Here is a 21,360-nt window from a genome sequence, read left to right as displayed (position 1 = left end):
GCTGCCGTGACCATCGCCCTGGCGGGCCTGTACTCCGCTTGGCGCACGGGCCGGTCGCCAGTCGCTCCGTCCACTGAGGTGGAAGTGCGGCAGGAGGAGCTCCGATCGCTTGAGAGGGGTGCGGAGGGGAGGGCGTCGCATCTCGGTGGTGAGGTCCCTGCGCGGGAGGACGTCAGGTAGGTGCTTCCGGCGGGCACGAGCCCGCTGCTATGCGTGGAGCCACCCATTTCCCCGCCGCTACCGGCCGTTTAACCAGCACCCCAACGCGCCTGACACCCCATCAGAACGAGCGTCAAATGAGCGTCACGAGCGTCATTTCAGCGTCAAGATATCGCCCGTAACGCCCACACCGCACATAGTGCGCACGCACAAAACCGCAGGTCAGGAGCCCTTAGCCACCGGCTCCAGAATCGCCACGCACTCCACATGATGAGTCATCGGAAACAAATCAAACGCCCGCAACATCCGCACCCGATACCCCCCCTCCCGGAAGTACCCCAAATCCCGCGCCAACGCCGCCGGATCGCAAGCCACATAAGCGATCCGCCGCGCCCCCAGCGACGCAAGATGCGCGACCGTCTGCCGGCCCGCCCCCGCCCTCGGCGGGTCCAGCACGATCAGGTCCACCTCGGTGATACCCGTACGCGGCAGCACCGCCTCGACCTTGCCCTGCTCGATGCGTACCCGGTCGAAGTCGGCCAGGTTGTGCCGGGCGTCCTCCACCGCGCGCTTGCCGGACTCGATGCCGAGGACCGCGCCCTTGTCGCCGAGCCGGTCGGCGAGTGCGCCCGCGAACAGGCCCACGCCGCAGTACAGGTCGAGCGCCATCTCGCCCTTGCGGGGCAGCAGGCCCTGCATGACCGCCGTCACCAGGGTGTCCGCGGCCTTCGGGTGGACCTGCCAGAAGCCGCCGCTGCCGACCCGGTGCGTACGGCCGTCCGCGCGCTCGCGGACGAAGGGGCGGCCGTGGACACGGTGGGTCCCGCCGTCCTTCTCGCCGACCCGCATCACGGAGACCGGCTTGTCCAGCTCCACGATCGGCAGCCGCGCCCCCGGCTTCGGGGTGAGGATCACCTGACGGTCCTGCGACCCCGTCGCCGCGATCGCCTCGACCCCCGCCATGCCGGTCCAGTCGCGCTTCTCGATGCCCAGCTCGCTGACGCCCTCGGCGGCGATCATGCAGTGGTCGATCCGCTCCACCTCGTGCGAGCGGTGCCGACGCAGTCCGGCGTGCCCGTCGGCGTCCACCGCGTACTGCACCCGCGTCCGCCACTGCGGCACCTGCCCCGCCGGCAGCTTGTCGCCCTCGGCCGGCATCACCGTGCCGTCCCAGCCGACGTCCTCCGGCGTCAGTCCCGCGAGCCGCTGCAACTGCTCGGCGATGACCTCGCCCTTCATCCGGCGCTGCGCCCCCGGCTTGGCGTGCTGCCAGTCGCAGCCGCCGCAGCGGCCGGGGCCGGCGAAGGGGCAGGGCGCCTCGATGCGGTCCTTGGATGCCGACAGGACCTCGACCGCGTCCGCGCGCAGGTAGCGGTCGCCCTCCTCGCCCTCGGTCACCCGGGCCACGACCCGCTCTCCGGGCAGCGTGTGCCGGACGAACAGCACCTGGCCGGCGTCGGTGCGGGCGATGCAGTGCCCGCCGTGGGCGACGGGGCCGATCTCGACCTCGTACTCCTCCCCCACCAGCGACTTCTTCGGTTCTGCCTGCATGGTGGGGTGACTCCAGATCGAGAAGGGATACGGCCCTGAACGGCGGTCGTGAGGTGGGCAAGAGCGCGGCCCGACCGGCGGTCACTCAGCGCCTGACAACAGCCCACCAGTCTACGTGCTCCCCGCCGCGCCCCGGGCCTTCCGTCAGCGCTGGGCGTCCGTCTCCTTCGCCCGCTCCTGGGCCGGCCCGCGCCGCACCGATCCCGGCGCGTTCCACTCCTGTTGCTTGCGGGCCCGGGCCTTCGCCACCTCCGAGGACTGGAGCTGGTACGGCACCGAGGTGACCATGATGCCCGGCGTGAAGAGGAGTCGGCCCTTCAGTCGCAGTGCGCTCTGGTTGTGCAGCAGGTGCTCGTACCAGTGGCCCACCACGTACTCGGGGATGATCACCGACACGGCGTCGCGCGGGGACTCCTTGCGCAGGCTCTTCACGTACTCGATGATCGGCCGCGTGATCTCGCGGTACGGCGAGTCGAGCACCTTCAGCGGTACGTCGATGCCGCGCCGCTCCCACTCCTCGCGCAGCGCCTTGGTCTCCGCCGGGTCCACGTTGACGCTGAGCGCTTCCAGGGTGTCCGAGCGCAGCAGCTTGGCGTAGGCGAGGGCGCGCAGGGCGGGACGGTGGATCTTGGAGATCAGGACGACGGAGTGCACGCGGGACGGCCGTACGCTGTCGTCGCTCGGGCCCTCGGGGGCGGCGAGCTCTTCGGAGACGTGGTCGTAGTGGCGGCGGATCGCCGTCATCGTGCCGTAGAAGATCACCATGCCCAGCAGGGCCACCCAGGCGCCGTGCGTGAACTTCGTGACGAGCACGACGATCAGGACCAGGCCGGTGAAGAAGGCGCCGAAGGTGTTGATCGCGCGGGAGCGGATCATGTGGCGGCGCTTGGCCTGGTCGGTCTCCGTCGCCAGGAGGCGGTTCCAGTGGCGGACCATGCCGGTCTGGCTGAGCGTGAAGGACACGAACACGCCGACGATGTACAGCTGGATCAGCCGGGTGGAGTCAGCGCCGTAGATCCATACCAGCAGGATGGCCGCGCCCGCCAAGAGCACGATGCCGTTGGAGAAGGCGAGCCGGTCGCCGCGGGTGTGCAACTGGCGCGGCAGATAGCGGTCCTGGGCGAGGATCGAGCCGAGCACCGGGAAGCCGTTGTAGGCGGTGTTGGCCGCCAGGAACAGCACCAGCGCGGTGGCCGCGGCGAGCACGATGAAGAAGAAGCTGCCCTTGCCGAAGACGGCCTCGGCGACCTGGGTGATCACCGGGTTCTGGACGTAGCCGGTGCCGACCGCGACACCGTCCTTCAACAGGTCGACGGCCGGGTTCTCGGCCATGCGGACCTTGGTCACCATGGCGAGCGCGATGATGCCGCAGAACATCGTGACGGCCAGCAGGCCCATCGCCGCGAGAGTGGTCGCCGCGTTCTTGGACTTGGGCTTGCGGAAGGCCGGGACGCCGTTGGAGATCGCCTCGACACCGGTGAGCGCGGCACAGCCGGAGGAGAAGGCGCGCAGAAGAAGGAAGACGAGCGCGAAGCCCGCGAGTCCCTCGTGCTCCGCCTTGATCTCGTACGACGCCGTGGGCGCCCGCATGGTGTCGTCCAGGACCAGCCCGCGGAACGCGCCCCACGCGATCATGATGAAGACGCCCGCGACGAAGACGTACGTGGGGATCGCGAAGAGGCTGCCGGACTCCCTGACGCCGCGCAGGTTCATCAGCGTGAGCAGCACGATCACACCGACCGCGCACTCGATCTTGTGCTCGACGACGAACGGGATCGCGGAGCCGAGGTTCTCGATGCCGGAGGAGATGGAGACGGCGACGGTCAGGACGTAGTCGACGAGCAGGGCGCTCGCCACCGTCAGCCCGGCCTTGGGGCCGAGGTTGGTGGTGGCCACCTCGTAGTCGCCGCCACCGCTCGGGTAGGCGTGCACGTTCTGCCGGTAGGAGGCGACCACGGTGAACATCAGCACCACGACCGCGACCGCGATCCAGGGGCTGAAGTGGTACGCCGACACGCCCGCGATGGAGAGGACCAGCAGTACTTCTCCGGGGGCGTACGCCACGGAGGACAGCGGGTCGGAGGCGAAGACGGGCAGCGCGATGCGCTTCGGCAGGAGCGTTTCCGCGAGCCGGTCACTGCGCAGTGCGCGCCCGATCAGAATCCGCTTGGGCACGTCGGTCAGTTTGGACACAACAGAGAATCGTAGGCCCCCGGCCTGGGCCGGAGCACATCCGGGTGAAATCGCGCGCGGCGCCGGGGTGAATTCCGTGCCGCGCACGCGCCGGGCGACGGCCTCGCAGGCGTCCCCATGCCTCCATGACCTGCGTCGGTACGCTCATCACATCCGGGAGGCCTCATGTCGCAGACGACCGCTCAGCTCGTCGGTGCCCTCGTCTCGCTCGCCGGACTCGCCGCCCTGGCACTGGCCAGCCTCCGCAGCTTCAACCGCCGCTGAGGGAAGGCTGCCGAGGAAGGTTGCCGAGGGAGGGCCTTCGCCCCTCACGGGACGCCCTGATCTGTGTGTCCGACCCTGACGTTACGGTGGACTGAGGCACAGGCGAGCCCGCGAGCCGTCCCGCGAGGGATCATCGACGGGATTCCCCGGCATGATGTTTGCCGAGCGGTCCGCGATCGGCCCGCGCCTGTTGCCCGGCGAACCGAGAGAAGGATATGAGCACCACGTTCACGCAAGTCAGACGCCTCACGAGGAGTGCGGGGTAAACGCCGTGCACATCGTCATCATGGGTTGCGGAAGGGTGGGCTCCGCTCTGGCCCAGACCCTGGAGCAACAAGGGCACACGGTCGCCGTGATCGACCAGGACCCCACCGCGTTCCGCCGGCTGGGCCCCGGGTTCGGAGGCCGCCGGGTCACCGGCGTCGGCTTCGACCAGGACACCCTGCGCGAGGCGGGCATCGAGGAGGCGGGCGCCTTCGCCGCGGTCTCCAGCGGTGACAACTCGAACATCATCTCCGCGCGCGTGGCCCGCGAGATGTTCGGCGTGGAGAACGTCGCGGCCCGGATCTACGACCCCCGCCGCGCCGAGGTCTACCAGCGCCTGGGCATCCCCACCGTGGCCACGGTCCGCTGGACGGCCGACCAGATGCTGCGCCGTCTGCTGCCCTCGGGCGCCGAGCCGCTGTGGCGGGACCCCACCGGTGGCGTCCAGCTCGCCGAGGTGCACGCGTCCGCGGCCTGGGTGGGCCACAAGATCAGCAGACTGCAGGAGGAGACGGGCGTCCGCGTGGCGTTCCTGACCCGGCTCGGCGAGGCGATCCTGCCCACCTCGCAGACGGTGCTGCAGGAGGGCGACCTGGTGCACGTGATGATGCGCACCGACGAGGTCGACAAGGTCGAGGCGGCGTTCGCCAAGGGTCCCGAAGAGGAGGGCGGTCACTGATGAGGGTCGCCATTGCCGGTGCCGGCGCGGTGGGTCGCTCCATCGCGGGCGAACTGCTGGAGAACGGCCACGAGGTCCTGCTCGTCGACAAGGCGCCGACCGCCATCTCGGTCGAGCGCGTCCCCCAGGCGGAGTGGCTGCTGGCCGACGCCTGCGAGATCACCTCGTTGGACGAGGCAGCCCTTCAGCGCTGCAACGTCGTGATCGCCGCGACGGGCGACGACAAGGTCAACCTGGTCGTGTCCCTGCTGGCGAAGACGGAGTACGGCGTCCCGCGCGTCGTGGCCCGCGTCAACAACCCCAAGAACGAGTGGCTCTTCAACGAGTCCTGGGGCGTGGACGTGGCGGTCTCCACCCCCCGCCTGATGTCGGCCCTGGTCGAGGAAGCGGTCTCGGTCGGCGACCTGGTCCGTCTCCTGCGCTTCAGCCACGGCGACGCCAACCTCGTCGAACTGACCCTCCCGGAGGAGTCGGCCCTGGCCGGCACCCAGGTCGGCGATGTGGAGTGGCCCCAGGACACCTCCCTGGTCACCATCATCCGCGGCAACCGGGTCCTGACCCCGTCCCGCGAGGACTCCCTGGAGGCAGGCGACGAGCTGCTGTTCGTGGCCGCGCAGGCGAGGGAGGAGCAGCTGGAGGACCTCCTGTCGGTACGACGCGAGGACACGGCGGGCTGACCGACTCGAGGCTTACGACGACGAAGGGCGCCCTGTGACCCAGGGCGCCCTTCGCGTGTCGGTTTTGGTCGCGCATGCCGACGCCGCTGGCATCATCCAGCCCGTCCGGGGCTGCGCTTCTGGACGCCGGCCCGGGCAATTCAGCCCGTCCGGCGTTTGAGGACGGGCGCGGCCATCCCGATCCCCCACCCACCCGCTGGGCGCTCTGCCTCCCGGCGCTGACGGTCACTTCCCAGCGCCGGCCCAGGCAATTCAGCCCGTCCGGCGTTTGAGGACGAGGCCCCTTCAGGGCCGAAGCGGGGGTCTGGGGGCCGCAGGCCCCCAGAACGCGGGGTCGAAGGGGCGGCAGCCCCTGGAGGACGGGAAGGGTAGGGGCGGCGGGGGCGAGAAACAACGCCGACCACAACCCCAGGCGTTTATTCCGCCGCCGCAGCCTTCCGCTCCGCCTCGGCCTTCTCGGCCGCCTCCATCTCCGCGAACACATCGATCGGCGCCGGCGCCTTCGCCAGGAACACCCACGTCAGCCACACGGCCAGCAGGAACGGCGGAATCTTCAGCGCGATCAGCACCCACCCGAACTGCGTGGTGTCCGCCCACCAGTACAGCGGGAAGAGAATCGCGCACTTGGCGAGCAGGATCAGCCCCCAGGCCCAACTGGCCTTCGCATACGCCTTCTTGCGCCCGGGATTGCGCTTACGCCAGGAGAGGTTCTCCTTGAACACCGGCCCGAGGATCAGCCCGATCAGCGGCACACCGCACAAGGTCGTGATGATGTACGCGAGCCCCAGCCCCAGCGTGTAGAGCATGCCGGGCAGATAGAAGTCCTTCGCGTTGCCGGTCATCATCGCGAACACGACACCGAAGGCGACGCCGAAGACGCCACTGAACGCGTGCTTGACGGTGTCCCGCATCACCAGGCGCACCACGACGAGCAATAGGGACACTCCGAGCGCGGCGATCGCCGACAGGTGCAGGTCCTTGTTGATCGTGTAGATGGTGACGAAGAGCAGACCGGGCAGCACCGTCTCGATCATGCCGCGCATGCCGCCGAAGGCCTCGAACAGCGCGGCCTCGGTCACCGCCCGGGCGTCGTGCTCGGCGTCTGCGGTGGTGTCTTCAGTCGGCTTGTCGAGCGACGTCACCGGCTACTCCCGTCCGAGGGGTCTCAGTTCGTATTTCGGGTTGAACAGCACCCGGCGGCCTCGGCTCATGGAGATCCGGCCCGATGCAATCAGCCGGCGCCCCGGCTCTATCCCGACTATGGAGCGCCTGCCGAGCCACACCACGTCGAGGGCGGCGGAGCCGTCGAACAGCTCGGCCTCCAGGGCCGGGACTCCCGCACGCGGCCGCAGGGTGACCGTGCGCAAGGTACCAGTAACCGTCACGATCTGTCGGTCACGGCAGTCACCGATCTTGATGCATCCGGCCGTCTCGGCGTCCTCCCGCAGCTCCTCGGACTCCAGGTCCTCCTGCGACGAGGAGAGCCGGTCGAGCATGCGCCGGAACCGGCCCACCGACTTTTCGGAACGAGGAACAGCACTCATGTCTTGAAGCCTACCGGGGAGCACCGACACTCTCGTACCCCCGGTGCCGACCCCCGAACCGACCCCCTGTGACCGGCTCATTTCTCGAACCGGTACCCCATCCCAGGCTCCGTGATGAAGTGCTTCGGATGCGACGGGTCCGCCTCCAGCTTCCTGCGCAGCTGGGCCATGTACACCCGCAGGTAGTTCGTCTCCGTCCCGTACGACGGCCCCCACACCTCCTGCAGCAGCTGCTTCTGGCTGACGAGCCGCCCGGTGTTGCGGACCAGGACCTCCAGCAGATGCCACTCCGTGGGGGTCAGCCGTACGTCCCTACCCCCCCGGTTGACCTTCTTCGCGGCCAGGTCGACGGTGAACTCCCCGGTCTCCACCATGACGTCGTCCTCGCCGCCCCCGGTCGGTTCGGCCCGGCGGACGGCGGCCCGCAGCCGGGCCAGCAGCTCGTCCATGCCGAAGGGCTTGGTGACGTAGTCGTCGGCGCCCGCGTCCAGCGCCTCGACCTTCTCGTCGGAGGAGTGCCGGGCGGACAGCACCAGGATCGGCACCCGGGTCCAGCCACGCAGCCCCCGGATCACCTCGACGCCGTCCATGTCGGGCAGACCGAGGTCGAGGACGACCACGTCGGGGTGGCGCGTGGCGGCGAGTTCGAGGGCGGTGGCCCCGTCGTGGGCCGCGTCGACCTCGTACTTGCGGGCCTTGAGGTTGATCACCAGGGCGCGCACGATCTGCGGCTCGTCGTCGATCACCAGCACCCTCGTGGGGGCCTGGGGGGTCCCCCCGGTCGGGCTCAGCATGTGGCCTGCCTTTCGGGTTCCACGGGGCGCTCCACTGGCGCACCCTCCTCTTCGAGAAGCTCCGCGCGCGCTCCCGCCGCCCGGAGGGTGAGCACCATGGTGAGGCCGCCGCCGGGCGTGTCCTCGGCGTTGAGGGTGCCGTTCATGGCCTCGGCGAAGCCGCGCGCGACCGCGAGCCCGAGGCCCACTCCGGCACCGCGCGGGGCGTCGCCGTAGCGCTGGAAGGGCGCGAAGATGCGCTCCTTGGCCTCGTCGGGGACGCCCGGGCCGCGGTCGACGACGCGCACCTCGACCCGTTGGGCGATGGCGCTCGCGGAGACGAGGACGGCGCTGCCGTTCGGGCTGTACTTGACGGCGTTCTCGACCAGGTTGGCCACGGACCGCTCCAGCAGCCCGGGGTCCACGGCGACCATGGGCAGCGTCTCCGGAATGTCCAGCTCCACGCTGTCCTCCGGCACCCCGCCGAGTGCCATCGGCACCACCTCGTCGAGGTCGATCTCCCTGATCAACGGCGTCACCGTGCCGGTCTGCAGCCGCGACATGTCCAGCAGATTGCCGACCAGGTGGTCGAGTCGGTCCGCGCCCTCCTCGATGCCCTCCAGCAGCTCGGCCTCGTCCTCCTCCGACCAGGCCACGTCATCGGACCGCAGCGAGGACACCGCCGCCTTGATGCCCGCGAGAGGCGTACGCAGGTCATGGCTCACGGCGGCCAGCAGCGCCGTACGGATCCGGTTGCCCTCGGCCAGTTCCTTGGCCTGGTCGGCCTCACGCTGCAGACGCTGTCGGTCCAGGACCACCGCGGCCTGCGCGGCGAAGGCGGCCAGCACCCGGCGGTCCTCGGCGGGCAGCACCCGACCGGCCAGCGCGAGCGCCATATGGTCGCCGACCGGCACGTCCACGTCCGCTTCCTCCGGCCGCTCCGGCGCCCGCCCCGCCCCCACTCGGCCCGCGCACGTCCACGGATCGACATCGCTCTGCCGCTCCAGCAGCGCCGCCGACTCCATCCCGAACGTCTCGCGCACCCGCTCCAGCAGCTCCTCCAGGCCGGTCTCGCCGCGCAGCACGTTCCCGGCGAGGAAGGACAGGATCTCCGACTCGGCCCGCAGCCGGGCCGCCTGTTGGGTGCGGCGGGCGGCGAGGTCGACCACGGAGGCCACGGACACCGCCACGAAGACGAAGATCACGAGCGCGAGCAGGTTCTTCGGGTCGGCGATCGAGATGTGGTGCAGCGGGGGTGTGAAGAACCAGTTGAGCAGCAGCGATCCGACCGCGGCCGAGGCCAGTGCGGGCTGCAGCCCGCCGAGCAGGGCCGCCGCCACGGTCAGGGTCAGGAACAACAGCACGTCGTTCGCGAGACCGAGGTCGGCGTCGATGTGGGTGAGCAGCAGGGTGAGCAGCACCGGGCCGCCGACGCCGATGAGCCAACCCCACACGATCCGGGACCGGCCAAGACTGGCCCCCCGGGCCACGGGCAGTCCGCGTCCCTTGGCGGCCTCCTCGTGCGTGACGATATGGACGTCGAGGTCGGGGCCCGAATCCCGGGCGACCGTGGCGCCGACGCCCGGTCCGAGTACGTACTGCCAGCTCTTGCGGCGAGAGGAGCCGAGGACGATCTGGGTGGCGTTCACGCCCCGCGCGAAGTCCAGCAGCGCCGCCGGGACGTCGTCGCCGACGACGTGGTGGAAGGTGCCGCCCAGGTCCTCGACGAGGGTGCGCTGGACGGCCAGTTCCTTGGGCGAGGCGGACGTCAGCCCGTCGCTGCGGGCGATGTACACGGCCAGCACCTCACCCCCGGCCCCCTTCTCCGCGAGCCGCGCAGCCCGGCGGATCAGGGTCCGGCCCTCCGGACCGCCGGTCAGCCCGACCACGATCCGCTCCCGCGAGCCCCATATCGTCGACACCCGGTGATCGCTGCGGTAGGCGTTGAGGTACTCGTCGACCCGGTCCGCCACCCAGAGCAGGGCCAGTTCGCGCAGGGCGGTGAGGTTGCCCGGGCGGAAGTAGTTCGACAGGGCCGCGTCGACCTTGTCCGGCTGGTAGATGTTCCCGTGCGCCATCCTCCGGCGCAGCGCCTGCGGCGACATGTCGACCAGTTCGACCTGATCGGCCCGGCGCACCACCTCGTCCGGCACCGTCTCCTGCTGCCGTACGCCGGTGATCGACTCCACCACGTCCCCCAGCGACTCCAGGTGCTGGATGTTGACGGTCGATATCACGTCGATCCCGGCCGCCAGCAGCTCCTCCACGTCCTGCCAGCGCTTGGCGTTGCGCGAGCCGGGGATGTTGGTGTGGGCCAGCTCGTCCACCAGCGCCACCTGCGGACGCCGTGCCAGTACGGCGTCGACGTCCATCTCGGTGAAGACGGCCCCTCGGTACCTCAGCTCGTTACGGGTGACCTGCTCCAGCCCGTGCAGCATCAGCTCGGTGCGGGCCCGCTCATGGTGCTCCACGAACGCGACCACGCAGTCGGTACCCCGCTCGACACGGCGGTGCGCCTCGGACAGCATCGCGTACGTCTTGCCGACGCCCGGTGCCGCACCGAGGTAGATCCGAAGCTTGCCGCGTCCCATGGCCCCATTGTCTTCCGGTCCCACTGCTATCTGCGCAGCGTCGACCTTACGGCCAATAATCGCGACAAATGGGGCCGGGTGCGGCGGCGGGAGCGTCTTTGACGCAACTCTGACGCCCGCGCCGCCGCGCCGCCCCGCCTCACCCGGCGTTGTCGCCGTGGGTGAGGGTCTCCCAGGCCACGAAGAGGTTGTTGCTGCCGGCCGGGCGGTTGCGCTCGGTCAGCGTCTCGGTGTTGGTCATGGCATGCCCGAGACGGTTGGCCAGGGCGTTGTGCCCGACCTCGGTGACCGGTCCGAGCCCGAGCTTCAGGGAGCCGCCGCACAGCCAGCCGGGCACGGCCGTACCGAGCTCGTACTTGGCCTGGAACCCGAGCGCCTGCCGCAGCCGCTCACCGACGTCGGTGCCGTACAGGTCCTGACCCTGGATCCGGCTGGTCTCCGCGACGTGCGAGATGGCCGAGATGCCGTACCCGGTGTGGGTGAGGTCGCGGCAGGTCTCCTGGGTGAGGCCGGTGACGAAGGTGGTCTGCCCCTGCCAGTACTTGACGATCTTGTCCCGGGTGTCGAGGTTCTGGCTCGGCACGGTCTTCGGCAGATCACCGTCGGAGGACAGGTAGACGTAGGCGGCGGTGCGGGTGCGGAACTTCGCCATGGCCTTGTCGTACGACGCCTTGTCCTCCAGGAAGACGGAGATGCCGACGGCAGCCTCCATCATCGACAGCTCCCAGTTGCCGTTGGAGTTCGAGCCGTTGATGATCTCGGGCAGATAGACGTTGCGGAGCATGGTGGCGAACCGGCCGGAGTTCGCCCAGTTCCCGGTGTACGTGTACTTGACGATCTCGGCGGCCCTGGGCCAGGAGGAGCCGGCCCAGCCCGTCTGCAGGGGCGCGTTGCTGTTGGTGTGGTCCCGGATCACCGCGGACCAGGCGTCCATGAGCTCGATGGCCTTCTTCGCGTGCCGCTCGTCGCGGGTGATGTACCAGGCGAGGGCCTGGGTGTACGCGGCTATCGCGTCCTCGCGCTCGTCGGTGCAGCCGTAGTTGGGGTTCGAGTACGAGCCGCACTCGACGACCGCGCGGGGCTTGGGGGTGCGGTTCAGATCGGCGTACTTGCTCGCCATCATCCGGTCGAAGGCGCCCTTCCAGGGCTGGGCGCCGGCGTTCACCTTGGAGCGGGTGAAGTCCAACTGACCCTGGGTGACGGTGACTCCGGGGTGGGCAAAGGTGCTGGGAGCGGCGTCGGCGGGCCAGGCGAGGACACCGGCGACGAGGGCGGCCGCGGCCGCGAAGAGTGCGGTTCTGCGCATGCGTGGGGGGCCTTCCGTTCTCGTATATGAACGCGAAGCGCCTTTATGAACAGACGCGTTGGCCGGAGACGGTAGGTACAGACCAATGCGCCGTCAAGAGTTCACGCACGAGAACACGAGAAAGGGCCGCACCCCGTGTGTGGGGTACGGCCCTGATGTTTCTACGTTGCTCAGCGCACCTCGGTGATCTCCGGCCCGCGCTGGAGCTGGCCCATGCCGCCGGAGAAGCGCGAACCCGCCTCCTCCTGCTGGATGCCCTCGGGAACCATCTGGGCGTCGTTCGGCAGCTTCAGGACGATCGGGTCACGGGGGGCCATCGGGCCTTCGCCGCGGACCACGACCGTGTCCCGGAAGATCTGCTCGAGCAGACCGGCCGCCTGCGGCTGCACCGCGCCCTGGCCCGAGATCACACCGCGCAGGAACCAGCGCGGACCGTCCACGCCGACGAACCGCACGACCTGGAAACCGCCCGTGCCGTCCGGCAGCTGAACCGGAACCTGGGCCCGCAGCTCCCAGCCCAGGGGGCCCTCGACCTCGTCGATGATGCCACCCTGCTGGGTGATGCCGGAGCCGATCTCCTCGCGCACCTCGCCCCAGATGCCCTCGCGCTTGGGCGCGGCGAAGGCCTGCAGCTGGATGGCGCTGTCACGCAGCACGACGGTCGCCGCGACGATCGCGTCACCCGCGACCTCGACGCGCAGCTCCATGCCGTCGACGCCCGGCACCAACAGGCCGCCCAGGTCCACCCTGCCCTCGCCGGGCTCACGGACCTCGGTGCTGTCCCAGGGCCCGTCGGGCCGCGGTTCCGGCTCGAGCCTCACGCGCTCGCGCGTGCCGTCGTCGTCCGCCTCAGTGTCGATGTCGACGACCTGCTCGGGCTCGCCGGCCGCGTCCTCGGCGGCACCCTTCTTCTTGCGACGTCCGAACACGTCACTGTCCTTCCCGGTCGGATACGACCGAAGCGTATCGATTCCCACCCGTTGCGCCGCCATCGGCGGCCTGACCGCTTGCATCGCTTGTGCCGCCCACCGCGGCATGGCCGCCGGTGGACCCGAAGCCCCCTGCGGCCCGTGCCGAATCGGGAAGCTCCGCGACCTCCTGGAAGCGAACCCTCTCGACCTGCTGGACGACCAGTTGGGCAATCCGGTCGAAGCGCTCGAACCGCACGGTCTCATGCGGGTCGAGATTCACCACGATCACCTTGATCTCCCCACGGTACCCGGCATCAACCGTCCCCGGGGCATTCACCAGGGCGACACCGAGGCGGGCGGCGAGCCCGGAACGCGGGTGCACGAAGGCCGCGTACCCCTCCGGCAGGGCGACAGACACCCCGGTCGGCAGTACGGCCCGCTCCCCCGGCTTCAGTTCGCAGCTCTCGGTGGTGCGCAGATCGGCTCCCGCGTCACCGGGGTGCTCGTATGTCGGAAGCGGTACGTCGGGGTCGACGCGCCGGATCAGCACGTCGAGTTCTCGACGGGGCTCACGGCTCACGGGTTCACCTCGAAGGCACGGGCACGGCGGGCCTGGTCCGGGTCGTTCATGGCGGCCCGGATCTCCTCCGGGCGGCCGTTGTCGATGAAGTGGTCGACCTTCACCTCGATGAAGAGGGCGTCGGCACGGACGGCGACGGGCCCGTCGGGGCCGCCGATCCGTCCGGTGGCGGTCGAGTAGATCTTGCGGCCCGCCACGGCCGTCACCTCGGCCTCGAGATACAGCACCGTGCCCACCGGAACGGGCCGCACGAAGTCGGTCTCCAGCCGCCCGGTCACGGCGATCGTGCGCAGCAGCCAGTTCAGCGAGCCGAGGGTCTCGTCGAGGGCGGTCGCGAGCACACCGCCGTGCGCGAGCCCGGGCGCGCCCTGGTGGGCGCTCTGCACGGTGAACTCGGCGGTGAGGGACACCCCTCCGCCGGCCCGCGCCTCCAGATGCAATCCGTGGGCCTGCTCGCCGCCACAGCCGAAACACTGGCCGTAATGGGCACCAAGAAGCTCACCGGGCGCGGGAGCCTCAGCATGCCGCACCGGCTTCACGGCGCCGGCCGGGGGCTTGAGGGACGGGGAAATACCACTCACAGCCGCAGACCTTACCCGCGCGTCGGCACGATCCGGACACCGTGCCAAGCTTGGCTCCATGCAGCTCTCCGCCGCCCCGTACGAAGAACGCCTGACCGCCCCCCGCTCCTGGTGGCTGATCTCGTTCCTGGTCGGGGTCTCCCTGGCCCTGATCCTCCTGCCCTTCGGCACGCTCCCCATGCTCGCGGGGCTCGCCGGCGGCACCGCCGCGGCAGCGGTCATGGCGAGCTCGTACGGCTCGGTCCGCATCCGTCTGGTGGGCGACTCGCTGATCGCGGGCGAGGCGAAGATCCCGGTGCGGGCCCTGGGCGAGGCGCACGTCCTGGACCCGGAGGAGGCCCGCGCCTGGCGCACCCACAAGGCCGACACCCGGGCCTTCCTCCTGCTGCGCGCCTACATCCCGACGGCTCTGCGCGTGGAGGTCACGGACCCCGAGGACCCGACCCCGTACCTGTACCTGTCGACCCGCGAGCCGGAACGCCTGGCGGAGGCGATCAAGGCGGCGAAGGCCTCGGTCTAGCACACCCGAGCGGGCCTTCACCGGCCTGGTCAAGATTTGTGCCCGCCGTGGCAAAAACTTCGTCGCGGCACCGAGATCTCAGCCGCCCCCGAGCTTCTTGAACCCGTGCACCCGGCCGACGTCGCCCATCTCCAGCGGCTTCGCCGGGCGCTCCAGCGGGGGCAGTTCCGGCAGTTCGTCCCACGGCACCTGGATCTTCCGCAGGTCCGCCCGAATCCGTGCCGCGAGCCTCTTGGTGTCCCGGCGGTTCATGACCGCGCCCACCGCGGCTCCCACCATGAAGGGCATGAGGTTCGGCAGATTCCGGACCATCCGCTTCATGATCTGCTGACGCAGCTCCCGCTTCATCTGCCCACCGAGAGCGGCGTTGACTGTCGCCGGCTTCATCGGGTCGATGCCGCGCTCCTCGGACCACGAGGACAGATACGCGGTACTGCGGTCCTTCAGATTGCCGGGCGGGCGCACGCCGTACACCTCGTGCAGCTCGGCGATCAGTTTCAGTTCGATCGCCGCCACGCCGGTGATCTCGGCGGCCAGTTCCGTCGGCATCGCGGGCGGCACCGGCAGCATCGCCGCCGCACCGACTCCCGCGCCGACCGTCGAGCTCGCGTTCGCCGCGCCCGTCACGAGCTTGTCCGCGATCTGCTCGGGCCCCAGGCCCGGGAACTGCCGGCGAAGGGTCGCGAGGTCACGTACGGGGATCCGCGGGGCGTTCTCGATGATCCGGTCGGCGAGGTACCCAAGGCCCGCTCTGGCGCGGCTGCCGCCCTTACGGAGGCCTTCCCGGGCCTTCTCCCGGGCCTTCTCCCGGATCACCGCCGCCCGCCGCCGGACGACGGGCGCGGGAACCTCCGCCGACGCCGGGAGGTCAGCCCCGGACGTCGGTTCGAGCGAGGCCCCCGTACCGGATGAGCCCCGCTCGTCGTCACGCGCGCCGTACAGGCCGTCGGACGGCCCTTCGTCCGCTCCCGACTGCCGGGAGCGGCGCTTCCAAGGAGGGGTCGAGCCAGTCATGCCCGACCCGACCTCAGTCGCAGTCGCGGCAGATCGGCTGACCGTTCTTCTCCCGGGCCAGCTGGCTGCGGTGGTGCACCAGGAAGCAGCTCATGCAGGTGAACTCGTCCTGCTGCTTGGGCAGCACCCGGACGGCCAGCTCCTCATTGGAGAGGTCCGCGCCGGGCAGCTCAAGGCCTTCTGCGGCCTCGAACTCGTCGACGTCCACAGAGGAAGTCGACTTGTCGTTCCGCCGGGCCTTGAGCTCTTCAAGGCTGTCCGAGTCGACGTCGTCGTCGGTCTTGCGTGGGGTGTCGTAATCCGTTGCCATGTCGCTCTCCCCCTCTGGGTGTCTGCGGTGTCTCCAGCGCACGTAACGCGTGAGAGGCCGGACTTGTGCCCGACCCGAGGCGGAGATTTTGCCTCACATCAAGGTCTGTTACTCAATCGACACCCAACCGGACTCCTCAAGAGTGATCGGCTTGGATGGCGAACGGGACCGTACACGGTCCTAATGCCGCAGTTCAAAGGCGTCTCACCGTGTACTTCCCGTGATCAAGACCCCCGAAAACCCGGATTTTCCCGGCTTTCCGACAGGCTGCATGATCACTGAGAGTAGATGGCCGGAAATTCGCCCTTGTGATCGATCACACATGGGACTGCTCGCCGAGTGCCCAGAAAATTCTGCGCAAAGCGAACATCCCCCGTGTGTCGGTCAGGTGTCGGCGCACATGGTCTCAGATCGGCAGGGTGACCCGCATCACGAGACCTCCGCCCTCGCGTGGCTGCGCCGAGATGTGCCCGCCGTGCGCCCGGGCCACGGACCGCACGATGGACAATCCCAGGCCGACGCCCTTGTCGCTGCCCGTGCGCTCCGTACGCAGCCGTCTGAACGGCTCGAAGAGGTTGTCGATCTCGTACGCCGGCACCACTGGCCCGGTGTTCGACACGACCAGGACGGCCTGCCCGTGCTGGACCTCGGTGGTGACTTCGACCCAGCCGCCCTCCGGGACGTTGTACCGGACGGCGTTCTGCACCAGGTTCAGTGCGATGCGCTCCAGCAGCACGCCGTTGCCCTGGACGACCGCGGCCTTCTGCTCGCCGCGGATCACCACGCCCTTGGCCTCCGCCTCCGCGTGCACCTGGTCGACGGCCTGCTCGGCCACCTCCGCGAGGTCCACCGGTTTGCGCTCGACGATCTGGTTGTCGCTGCGGGCGAGCAGCAGCAGGCCCTCGACGAGCTGCTCGCTGCGCTCGTTGGTGGCCAGCAGCGTCTTGCCGAGCTGCTGGAGCTCCATCGGCGCGTTCGGGTCCGACAGGTGCACCTCGAGGAGCGTGCGGTTGATCGCGAGCGGGGTGCGCAGTTCGTGCGACGCGTTGCCGACGAAGCGCTGCTGGGCCGTGAACGCCCGCTGCAGCCGCTCCAGCATCTCGTCGAAGGTGTCGGCGAGTTCCTTCAGCTCGTCGTCCGGGCCGTCCAGCTCGATACGACGGGACAGGTCCGAGCCGGCCACGGCGCGCGCGGTCCGGGTGATCCGGCCCAGCGGCGACAGGACACGGCCGGCCATGGCGTACCCGAAGGCGAAGGCGATGACGGCGAGGCCGAGGAGGGCCAGCAGGGAGCGGCTGAGGAGATCGTCCAGAGCGACCCGGCGCTGGTCGTCGATGCAGGCGCTGATCGCCTCGTTGAACTGGGAGAACGTGAGGTTGTCGGACTTGATCGCGGGGCAGTTGTCGCTCGTGACCCGCAGCTGGGTGGCGTCCACGATCTTGAACAGGGGTTCGTTGCCCGTGTTGATCGCCTGCGCGGCCAGCAGGTAGATGATCGACAGCAGCAGGATGCCGGCGATCAGGAACATGCCGCCGTACAGCAGCGTGAGCCTTATCCGGATGGTGGGGCGCAGCCACGGGAAGGGTGGTTCCACCCTCCGGGGGTCCCACGTGGGCTTGGGGGGCGCCTGGGGAGGCGCGGGAGTCGCGGCCATGGTCGATCAGATCCGGTAGCCGGAGCCGGGCACGGTGACGATCACCGGTGGCTCCCCCAGCTTGCGGCGCAGCGTCATGACGGTCACCCGCACCACGTTGGTGAACGGGTCGGTGTTCTCGTCCCAGGCCTTCTCCAGGAGCTGCTCGGCGGAGACGACCGCGCCCTCGCTGCGCATCAGCACTTCCAGGACGGCGAACTCCTTGGGCGCGAGCTGCACTTCCTTGCCGTCGCGGAAGACCTCGCGGCGATTGGGGTCGAGCTTGATGCCGGCGCGCTCCAGGACGGGCGGCAGCGGCACGCTCGTACGGCGGCCGAGGGCACGCACGCGTGCCGTCAGCTCGCTGAAGGCGAAGGGCTTGGGGAGATAGTCGTCGGCGCCGATCTCCAGCCCTTCGACGCGGTCGCTGACGTCGCCGGAGGCCGTGAGCATCAGCACGCGCGTGGGCATGCCGAGTTCGACGATCTTGCGGCAGACGTCGTCGCCGTGCACCAGCGGGAGGTCGCGGTCGAGGACGACCACGTCGTAGTCGTTGACGCCGATGCGCTCCAGGGCGGCCGCACCGTCGTACACGACGTCGACGGCCATGGCCTCCCGGCGCAGTCCGGTGGCCACCGCATCGGCGAGCAGTTGCTCGTCCTCGACGACGAGTACGCGCACGTCGCTTGTCCTTCCTGTGTCCACCCGCGTAGCGCTTGGCTCGCACACGGGCAGGGGTCTTGGTCTGGTGTCTTGGCCTCCATCCTGCCCTTTTCCGCCATAAGTCGGCGGTAAGACGGGTGAGCGGACCATGCAGGACGGGTGTGAAGCCCGGGAATGCGAGATTTTCTCTTCCGGTTGAGGTTTCCGTGGAAGGGAGCGGGGGGAGGACGGCTTTACACCCCGCGATCACGCTCTGCTCGTGCCGCACCACCATGCGGTACGACTCGATCCGCTTCCCGCAGAGCGGGCGTGGGTGTCCGGCACCGTCGCCGCCCAGCAAGGGCAGCGCTGGGCACCTACCGGAGACGTGATCGCCCCTTCCGAACGGCACACCCCCGTGCCACCGACCCACGACCCAGGACGAGGGGGCGCAGCATGGACGCATTCACCGCAGGACTTCTGCAGCGCATAAGGGCGACCGAGTCCGACCTGACGCGGGCTCGTGACGAGGGCGACGACTTCCTCGTCGAGGTGGAGCAGGGCGAGCTCGACGACCTGCGCCGCCTCGCCGCCGAGCACGGTGTGGAAGTCGGCGCGTCACGCGTCTGACCAGCACGTGAACAGAAGACTGGACCCCGGCGAATCCAGCGCCGGGGCCCACTCTTTTGTCGGCCACCACAGCCCCCGCAGCCACCGGCGAGTGCCCACCGAGGCCCACTGCCCCGACGACCCCGGCCGCGAGGGAGCCGAAGGGCGCGCCGGTGTCGAGAGCACGAGCGCGCGGAGGCCCGAAGGGCTGAGCACGGTCGTGCTCTCGACACCGGCTGAAAGCGCCCGTAGGCGACCGAGCCAATATTCGGCACCCCGTCACAGGACTCGCCTCGTAACGCCGGCGACGTATCCCCCGTCAGTCGTGCCAGGCGCCGACGTACCCACCCCACGTCAGTCGTGCCAGGCGCCCAAGTCCTCCAGGAGCCGCTGAAGGGGCTCGAAGACTCCCGGGGTGGCCGCCACCGCAAGGTCGCGTGACGGGCGCTCTCCGGGGCGTCCGCCGGTCAGGGCGCCCGCTTCTCGTGCGATCAGGTCGCCCGCGGCCACGTCCCAGGCGTTGAGGCCGCGCTCGTAGTAGCCGTCGAGGCGGCCCGCGGCCAGGTCGCACAGGTCGATCGCGGCCGAGCCGCCGCGGCGGATGTCACGCAGGAGGGGGATCAGCCGCTGCGCGACGTCGGCCTGGTGGGTGCGGACCTCGGTGACGTAGTTGAAGCCGGTCGAGACGAGGGCCTGGTCCAGGGGCGCGGTGGGGCGGCAGCTGAGCCTGCGCTCGCCGTCCCAGGGTCCCGTGGCCCAGGCGCCGGCCCCGCGGACCGCGTGGTACGTCTCGCCGCGCATCGGGGCGGCCACGACGCCGACGACCGTCTCGCCGTCCTGCTCGGCGGCGATGGAGACGGACCAAGTCGGCAGCCCGTACAGGTAGTTGACCGTGCCGTCGAGCGGGTCGATCACCCAGCGGATGCCGCTCGTGCCCTCGGTGGAGGCGCCCTCCTCGCCGAGGAAACCGTCGTCGGGGCGGTGCTCGGAGATCACGTCGGTGATCAGCTTCTCCGCCGCGATGTCCATCTCCGTGACCACGTCGATCGGGCTCGACTTGGTCGCGGCGACGGCGAGGTCGGCCGGGCGACCGTCGCGCAGCAGCTCGCCGGCGCGGCGGGCGGCCTCCCGGGCCAGCCCGAGCAGTTCCGAGTGCAGGGGGTCGGTCACGACGCTCCTCACGCGTACGGGCTGTCGGCGCCCGCGGCGGCGGGCTTGGGGGCGCGGGCCGGGCAGCACCCGATCGGGCACAGGTTGTGATCGGCACCGAGCGCACCCAGGGCACAGGGCGTGACCTCCTGGCCGCGCTCGACGGCGGCGCGCTCCAGGACGAGGTCGCGGATCGCGGCGGCGAACCTCGGGTCGTCCCCGACGGTGGCCGAGCGGCGCATCGGCAGGCCCAGTTCCTCGGCCTTGGCCTTGGCCTCCGTGTCGAGGTCGTAGAGGACCTCCATGTGGTCGGAGACGAAGCCGATGGGCGCGATCACGACCGCCGGTGCCCCGGCCGCCTGCCGCTCCTCGAGGTGGTCGCAGATGTCGGGCTCCAGCCACGGGATGTGCGGGGCGCCGGAGCGGGACTGGTAGACGAGCTGCCAGGGGTGGTCGACGCCGGTGCGCTCGCGTACGGCGTCGGCGATCAGCTGCGCGACGTCCAGGTGCTGCTCGACGTATGCGCCGCCGTCGCCCTGCTCCTCGACGGGGCCGGAGCTGTCCGCGGCCGCGGTCGGGATCGAGTGGGTCGAGAAGGCGATGTGCGCCCCGTCCCGGACGTCCTCGGGAAGGTCGGCGAGAGACTCGAGGACACCGTCGATCATCGGCTCCAGGAAGCCCGGGTGGTTGAAGTAGTGCCGCAGCTTGTCGACCTTCGGCAGCTTCAGGCCCTCGGCCTCCAGGGCGGCGAGCGAGTCGGCGAGGTTCTCGCGGTACTGACGGCAGCCCGAGTAGGAGGCATAGGCGCTGGTGGCCAAGACGAGGATGCGGCGGCGGCCGTCGGCGACCATCTCGCGCAGGGTGTCCGTCAGATACGGCGCCCAGTTGCGGTTGCCCCAGTAGATCGGCAGGTCCAGGCCGTGCTCGGCGAAGTCCTTGCGCAGGGCGTCGAGCAGGGCGCGGTTCTGGTCGTTGATGGGGCTGACTCCGCCGAACAGGAAGTAGTGTTCGCCGACTTCCTTCAGGCGTTCGGTGGGGATGCCCCGCCCGCGGGTGACGTTCTCCAGGAACGGGATCACGTCGTCCGGGCCCTCGGGGCCGCCGAAGGAGAGCAGGAGCAGGGCGTCGTAGGGGGTGGCATCGCGCGCGTCTGGCATGGATCGATCCTGTCATTCGGTACTGACAGCCGGGAAACGGCGGGGTGACCACCCGGGTTCCCGGTTCGTCCGGCCGGGTGCGTTAGGGTCACCTAACTCGTAAGCTGTATCGGCTGCCCACGCGCCTTACTGAGTCGCGGCGTTACCGAGTCGCGCTGAGCAGCCGTGCGCCGCCATGGACCGTCATGAGCTGCCCCGCGCCGCTCCGAGTCGCCCCGTCCGCCGCAGTCCCGCCACTTCCGCCTGACCGGAG

General features: G+C 69.9%; 20 protein-coding genes. 4 read left to right on the top strand and 16 right to left on the bottom strand.

Features of this window, described 5'->3' with window-relative positions:
- Positions 1 to 381: 381 nt before the first annotated feature.
- The gene (locus EHO50_RS16555; RefSeq protein ID WP_128430918.1) at positions 382 to 1,710 is read right to left on the bottom strand and encodes a class I SAM-dependent RNA methyltransferase; all 1,329 of its coding nucleotides are present in this window, start codon (positions 1,708 to 1,710) and stop codon (positions 382 to 384) included.
- Between the two features lie 144 nt (positions 1,711 to 1,854).
- Positions 1,855 to 3,903 carry an APC family permease gene (locus tag EHO50_RS16550; RefSeq protein ID WP_128430917.1) on the bottom strand — a complete coding sequence of 683 codons (2,049 nt, stop codon included), beginning with the start codon at positions 3,901 to 3,903 and terminating at the stop codon, positions 1,855 to 1,857.
- A 535-nt stretch (positions 3,904 to 4,438) separates the two neighbouring features.
- Between EHO50_RS16550 and EHO50_RS16545 the strand changes: the two genes are divergently transcribed.
- Positions 4,439 to 5,110 carry a potassium channel family protein gene (locus EHO50_RS16545; RefSeq protein ID WP_128430916.1) on the top strand — a complete coding sequence of 224 codons (672 nt, stop codon included), beginning with the start codon at positions 4,439 to 4,441 and terminating at the stop codon, positions 5,108 to 5,110.
- Positions 5,110 to 5,787: a potassium channel family protein gene (locus tag EHO50_RS16540; protein WP_128430915.1), complete on the top strand. Its 678-nt coding sequence runs from the start codon at positions 5,110 to 5,112 to the stop codon at positions 5,785 to 5,787. The genes EHO50_RS16545 and EHO50_RS16540 overlap by 1 nt, the downstream gene beginning before the upstream one ends.
- Before the next feature lie 416 nt (positions 5,788 to 6,203).
- Here EHO50_RS16540 and EHO50_RS16535 read toward each other — a convergent pair whose 3' ends face one another.
- The 8 genes from EHO50_RS16535 to EHO50_RS16500 all read right to left on the bottom strand — a co-directional run bounded on the left by EHO50_RS16535 (position 6,204) and on the right by EHO50_RS16500 (position 14,073).
- Complete coding sequence (locus tag EHO50_RS16535; protein ID WP_128430914.1) at positions 6,204 to 6,929, bottom strand: DUF3159 domain-containing protein; 726 nt, start codon at positions 6,927 to 6,929, stop codon at positions 6,204 to 6,206.
- A 3-nt stretch (positions 6,930 to 6,932) separates the two neighbouring features.
- Positions 6,933 to 7,331, bottom strand: a complete 399-nt coding sequence (locus EHO50_RS16530; RefSeq protein WP_037642785.1) for an OB-fold nucleic acid binding domain-containing protein — start codon at positions 7,329 to 7,331, stop codon at positions 6,933 to 6,935.
- A 77-nt stretch (positions 7,332 to 7,408) separates the two neighbouring features.
- A complete protein-coding gene (locus EHO50_RS16525) occupies positions 7,409 to 8,125 on the bottom strand; it encodes a response regulator (RefSeq protein ID WP_128430913.1) in 717 nt (238 codons plus the stop codon).
- Complete coding sequence (locus tag EHO50_RS16520) at positions 8,119 to 10,695, bottom strand: sensor histidine kinase (protein WP_128430912.1); 2,577 nt, start codon at positions 10,693 to 10,695, stop codon at positions 8,119 to 8,121. The genes EHO50_RS16525 and EHO50_RS16520 overlap by 7 nt, the downstream gene beginning before the upstream one ends.
- 139 nt (positions 10,696 to 10,834) lie before the next feature.
- On the bottom strand, positions 10,835 to 12,001 hold the full coding sequence (locus tag EHO50_RS16515) for an alginate lyase family protein (RefSeq protein ID WP_128430911.1): 1,167 nt from the start codon (positions 11,999 to 12,001) through the stop codon (positions 10,835 to 10,837).
- Between the two features lie 170 nt (positions 12,002 to 12,171).
- Positions 12,172 to 12,930, bottom strand: coding sequence for a DUF3710 domain-containing protein (locus EHO50_RS16510; RefSeq protein ID WP_128430910.1), 759 nt, complete (start codon positions 12,928 to 12,930; stop codon positions 12,172 to 12,174).
- A 1-nt stretch (position 12,931) separates the two neighbouring features.
- On the bottom strand, positions 12,932 to 13,492 hold the full coding sequence (gene dut / locus EHO50_RS16505) for a dUTP diphosphatase (RefSeq protein WP_128430909.1): 561 nt from the start codon (positions 13,490 to 13,492) through the stop codon (positions 12,932 to 12,934).
- Entirely contained in the window at positions 13,489 to 14,073 is a 585-nt protein-coding gene (locus EHO50_RS16500) for a PaaI family thioesterase (protein WP_128430908.1), read from the bottom strand. The genes dut and EHO50_RS16500 overlap by 4 nt, the downstream gene beginning before the upstream one ends.
- Positions 14,074 to 14,131: 58 nt before the next feature.
- Between EHO50_RS16500 and EHO50_RS16495 the strand changes: the two genes are divergently transcribed.
- Positions 14,132 to 14,593, top strand: a complete 462-nt coding sequence (locus tag EHO50_RS16495) for a DUF3093 domain-containing protein (RefSeq protein ID WP_128430907.1) — start codon at positions 14,132 to 14,134, stop codon at positions 14,591 to 14,593.
- A 78-nt stretch (positions 14,594 to 14,671) separates the two neighbouring features.
- Here the strand turns inward: EHO50_RS16495 and EHO50_RS16490 are convergent, their stop codons facing one another.
- The 4 genes from EHO50_RS16490 to EHO50_RS16475 all read right to left on the bottom strand — a co-directional run bounded on the left by EHO50_RS16490 (position 14,672) and on the right by EHO50_RS16475 (position 18,231).
- A complete protein-coding gene (locus EHO50_RS16490) occupies positions 14,672 to 15,607 on the bottom strand; it encodes a hypothetical protein (RefSeq protein WP_128430906.1) in 936 nt (311 codons plus the stop codon).
- 13 nt (positions 15,608 to 15,620) lie between these two features.
- The gene (locus EHO50_RS16485; protein ID WP_003997302.1) at positions 15,621 to 15,917 is read right to left on the bottom strand and encodes a DUF4193 domain-containing protein; all 297 of its coding nucleotides are present in this window, start codon (positions 15,915 to 15,917) and stop codon (positions 15,621 to 15,623) included.
- A 406-nt stretch (positions 15,918 to 16,323) separates the two neighbouring features.
- Positions 16,324 to 17,571: a sensor histidine kinase gene (locus EHO50_RS16480; protein WP_128430905.1), complete on the bottom strand. Its 1,248-nt coding sequence runs from the start codon at positions 17,569 to 17,571 to the stop codon at positions 16,324 to 16,326.
- Between the two features lie 6 nt (positions 17,572 to 17,577).
- Complete coding sequence (locus EHO50_RS16475) at positions 17,578 to 18,231, bottom strand: response regulator transcription factor (protein ID WP_007385219.1); 654 nt, start codon at positions 18,229 to 18,231, stop codon at positions 17,578 to 17,580.
- 417 nt (positions 18,232 to 18,648) lie between these two features.
- On the opposite strand from EHO50_RS16475, the gene EHO50_RS44035 reads away from it, so the two are divergent.
- Positions 18,649 to 18,822 carry a hypothetical protein gene (locus EHO50_RS44035; RefSeq protein ID WP_164904867.1) on the top strand — a complete coding sequence of 58 codons (174 nt, stop codon included), beginning with the start codon at positions 18,649 to 18,651 and terminating at the stop codon, positions 18,820 to 18,822.
- A 333-nt stretch (positions 18,823 to 19,155) separates the two neighbouring features.
- Here the strand turns inward: EHO50_RS44035 and EHO50_RS16465 are convergent, their stop codons facing one another.
- The gene (locus EHO50_RS16465) at positions 19,156 to 19,971 is read right to left on the bottom strand and encodes an inositol monophosphatase family protein (protein WP_128430903.1); all 816 of its coding nucleotides are present in this window, start codon (positions 19,969 to 19,971) and stop codon (positions 19,156 to 19,158) included.
- Positions 19,972 to 19,979: 8 nt separating this feature from the next.
- The gene (locus EHO50_RS16460) at positions 19,980 to 21,107 is read right to left on the bottom strand and encodes a ferrochelatase (protein ID WP_128430902.1); all 1,128 of its coding nucleotides are present in this window, start codon (positions 21,105 to 21,107) and stop codon (positions 19,980 to 19,982) included.
- Positions 21,108 to 21,360 lie beyond the last annotated feature (253 nt).

It is taken from the genome of Streptomyces cyaneus (assembly GCF_004028635.1).
Classification (GTDB): domain Bacteria; phylum Actinomycetota; class Actinomycetes; order Streptomycetales; family Streptomycetaceae; genus Streptomyces; species Streptomyces cyaneus.
Note: the sequence above shows the minus strand (reverse complement) of the source record. Positions and strands in the feature narration are given on the sequence as shown.

What these genes read in the sequence shown, in the direction of transcription:
- EHO50_RS16555 (WP_128430918.1), bottom strand. Translation starts at nt 1,710, where the DNA reads ATGCAGGCAGAACCGAAGAAGTCGCTGGTGGGGGAGGAGTACGAGGTC.
- EHO50_RS16540 (WP_128430915.1), top strand. Translation starts at nt 5,110, where the DNA reads ATGAGGGTCGCCATTGCCGGTGCCGGCGCGGTGGGTCGCTCCATCGCG.
- EHO50_RS16530 (WP_037642785.1), bottom strand. Translation starts at nt 7,331, where the DNA reads ATGAGTGCTGTTCCTCGTTCCGAAAAGTCGGTGGGCCGGTTCCGGCGC.
- EHO50_RS16525 (WP_128430913.1), bottom strand. Translation starts at nt 8,125, where the DNA reads ATGCTGAGCCCGACCGGGGGGACCCCCCAGGCCCCCACGAGGGTGCTG.
- EHO50_RS16520 (WP_128430912.1), bottom strand. Translation starts at nt 10,695, where the DNA reads ATGGGACGCGGCAAGCTTCGGATCTACCTCGGTGCGGCACCGGGCGTC.
- EHO50_RS16515 (WP_128430911.1), bottom strand. Translation starts at nt 12,001, where the DNA reads ATGCGCAGAACCGCACTCTTCGCGGCCGCGGCCGCCCTCGTCGCCGGT.
- EHO50_RS16495 (WP_128430907.1), top strand. Translation starts at nt 14,132, where the DNA reads ATGCAGCTCTCCGCCGCCCCGTACGAAGAACGCCTGACCGCCCCCCGC.
- EHO50_RS16490 (WP_128430906.1), bottom strand. Translation starts at nt 15,607, where the DNA reads ATGACTGGCTCGACCCCTCCTTGGAAGCGCCGCTCCCGGCAGTCGGGA.
- EHO50_RS16485 (WP_003997302.1), bottom strand. Translation starts at nt 15,917, where the DNA reads ATGGCAACGGATTACGACACCCCACGCAAGACCGACGACGACGTCGAC.
- EHO50_RS16480 (WP_128430905.1), bottom strand. Translation starts at nt 17,571, where the DNA reads ATGGCCGCGACTCCCGCGCCTCCCCAGGCGCCCCCCAAGCCCACGTGG.
- EHO50_RS44035 (WP_164904867.1), top strand. Translation starts at nt 18,649, where the DNA reads ATGGACGCATTCACCGCAGGACTTCTGCAGCGCATAAGGGCGACCGAG.
- EHO50_RS16460 (WP_128430902.1), bottom strand. Translation starts at nt 21,107, where the DNA reads ATGCCAGACGCGCGCGATGCCACCCCCTACGACGCCCTGCTCCTGCTC.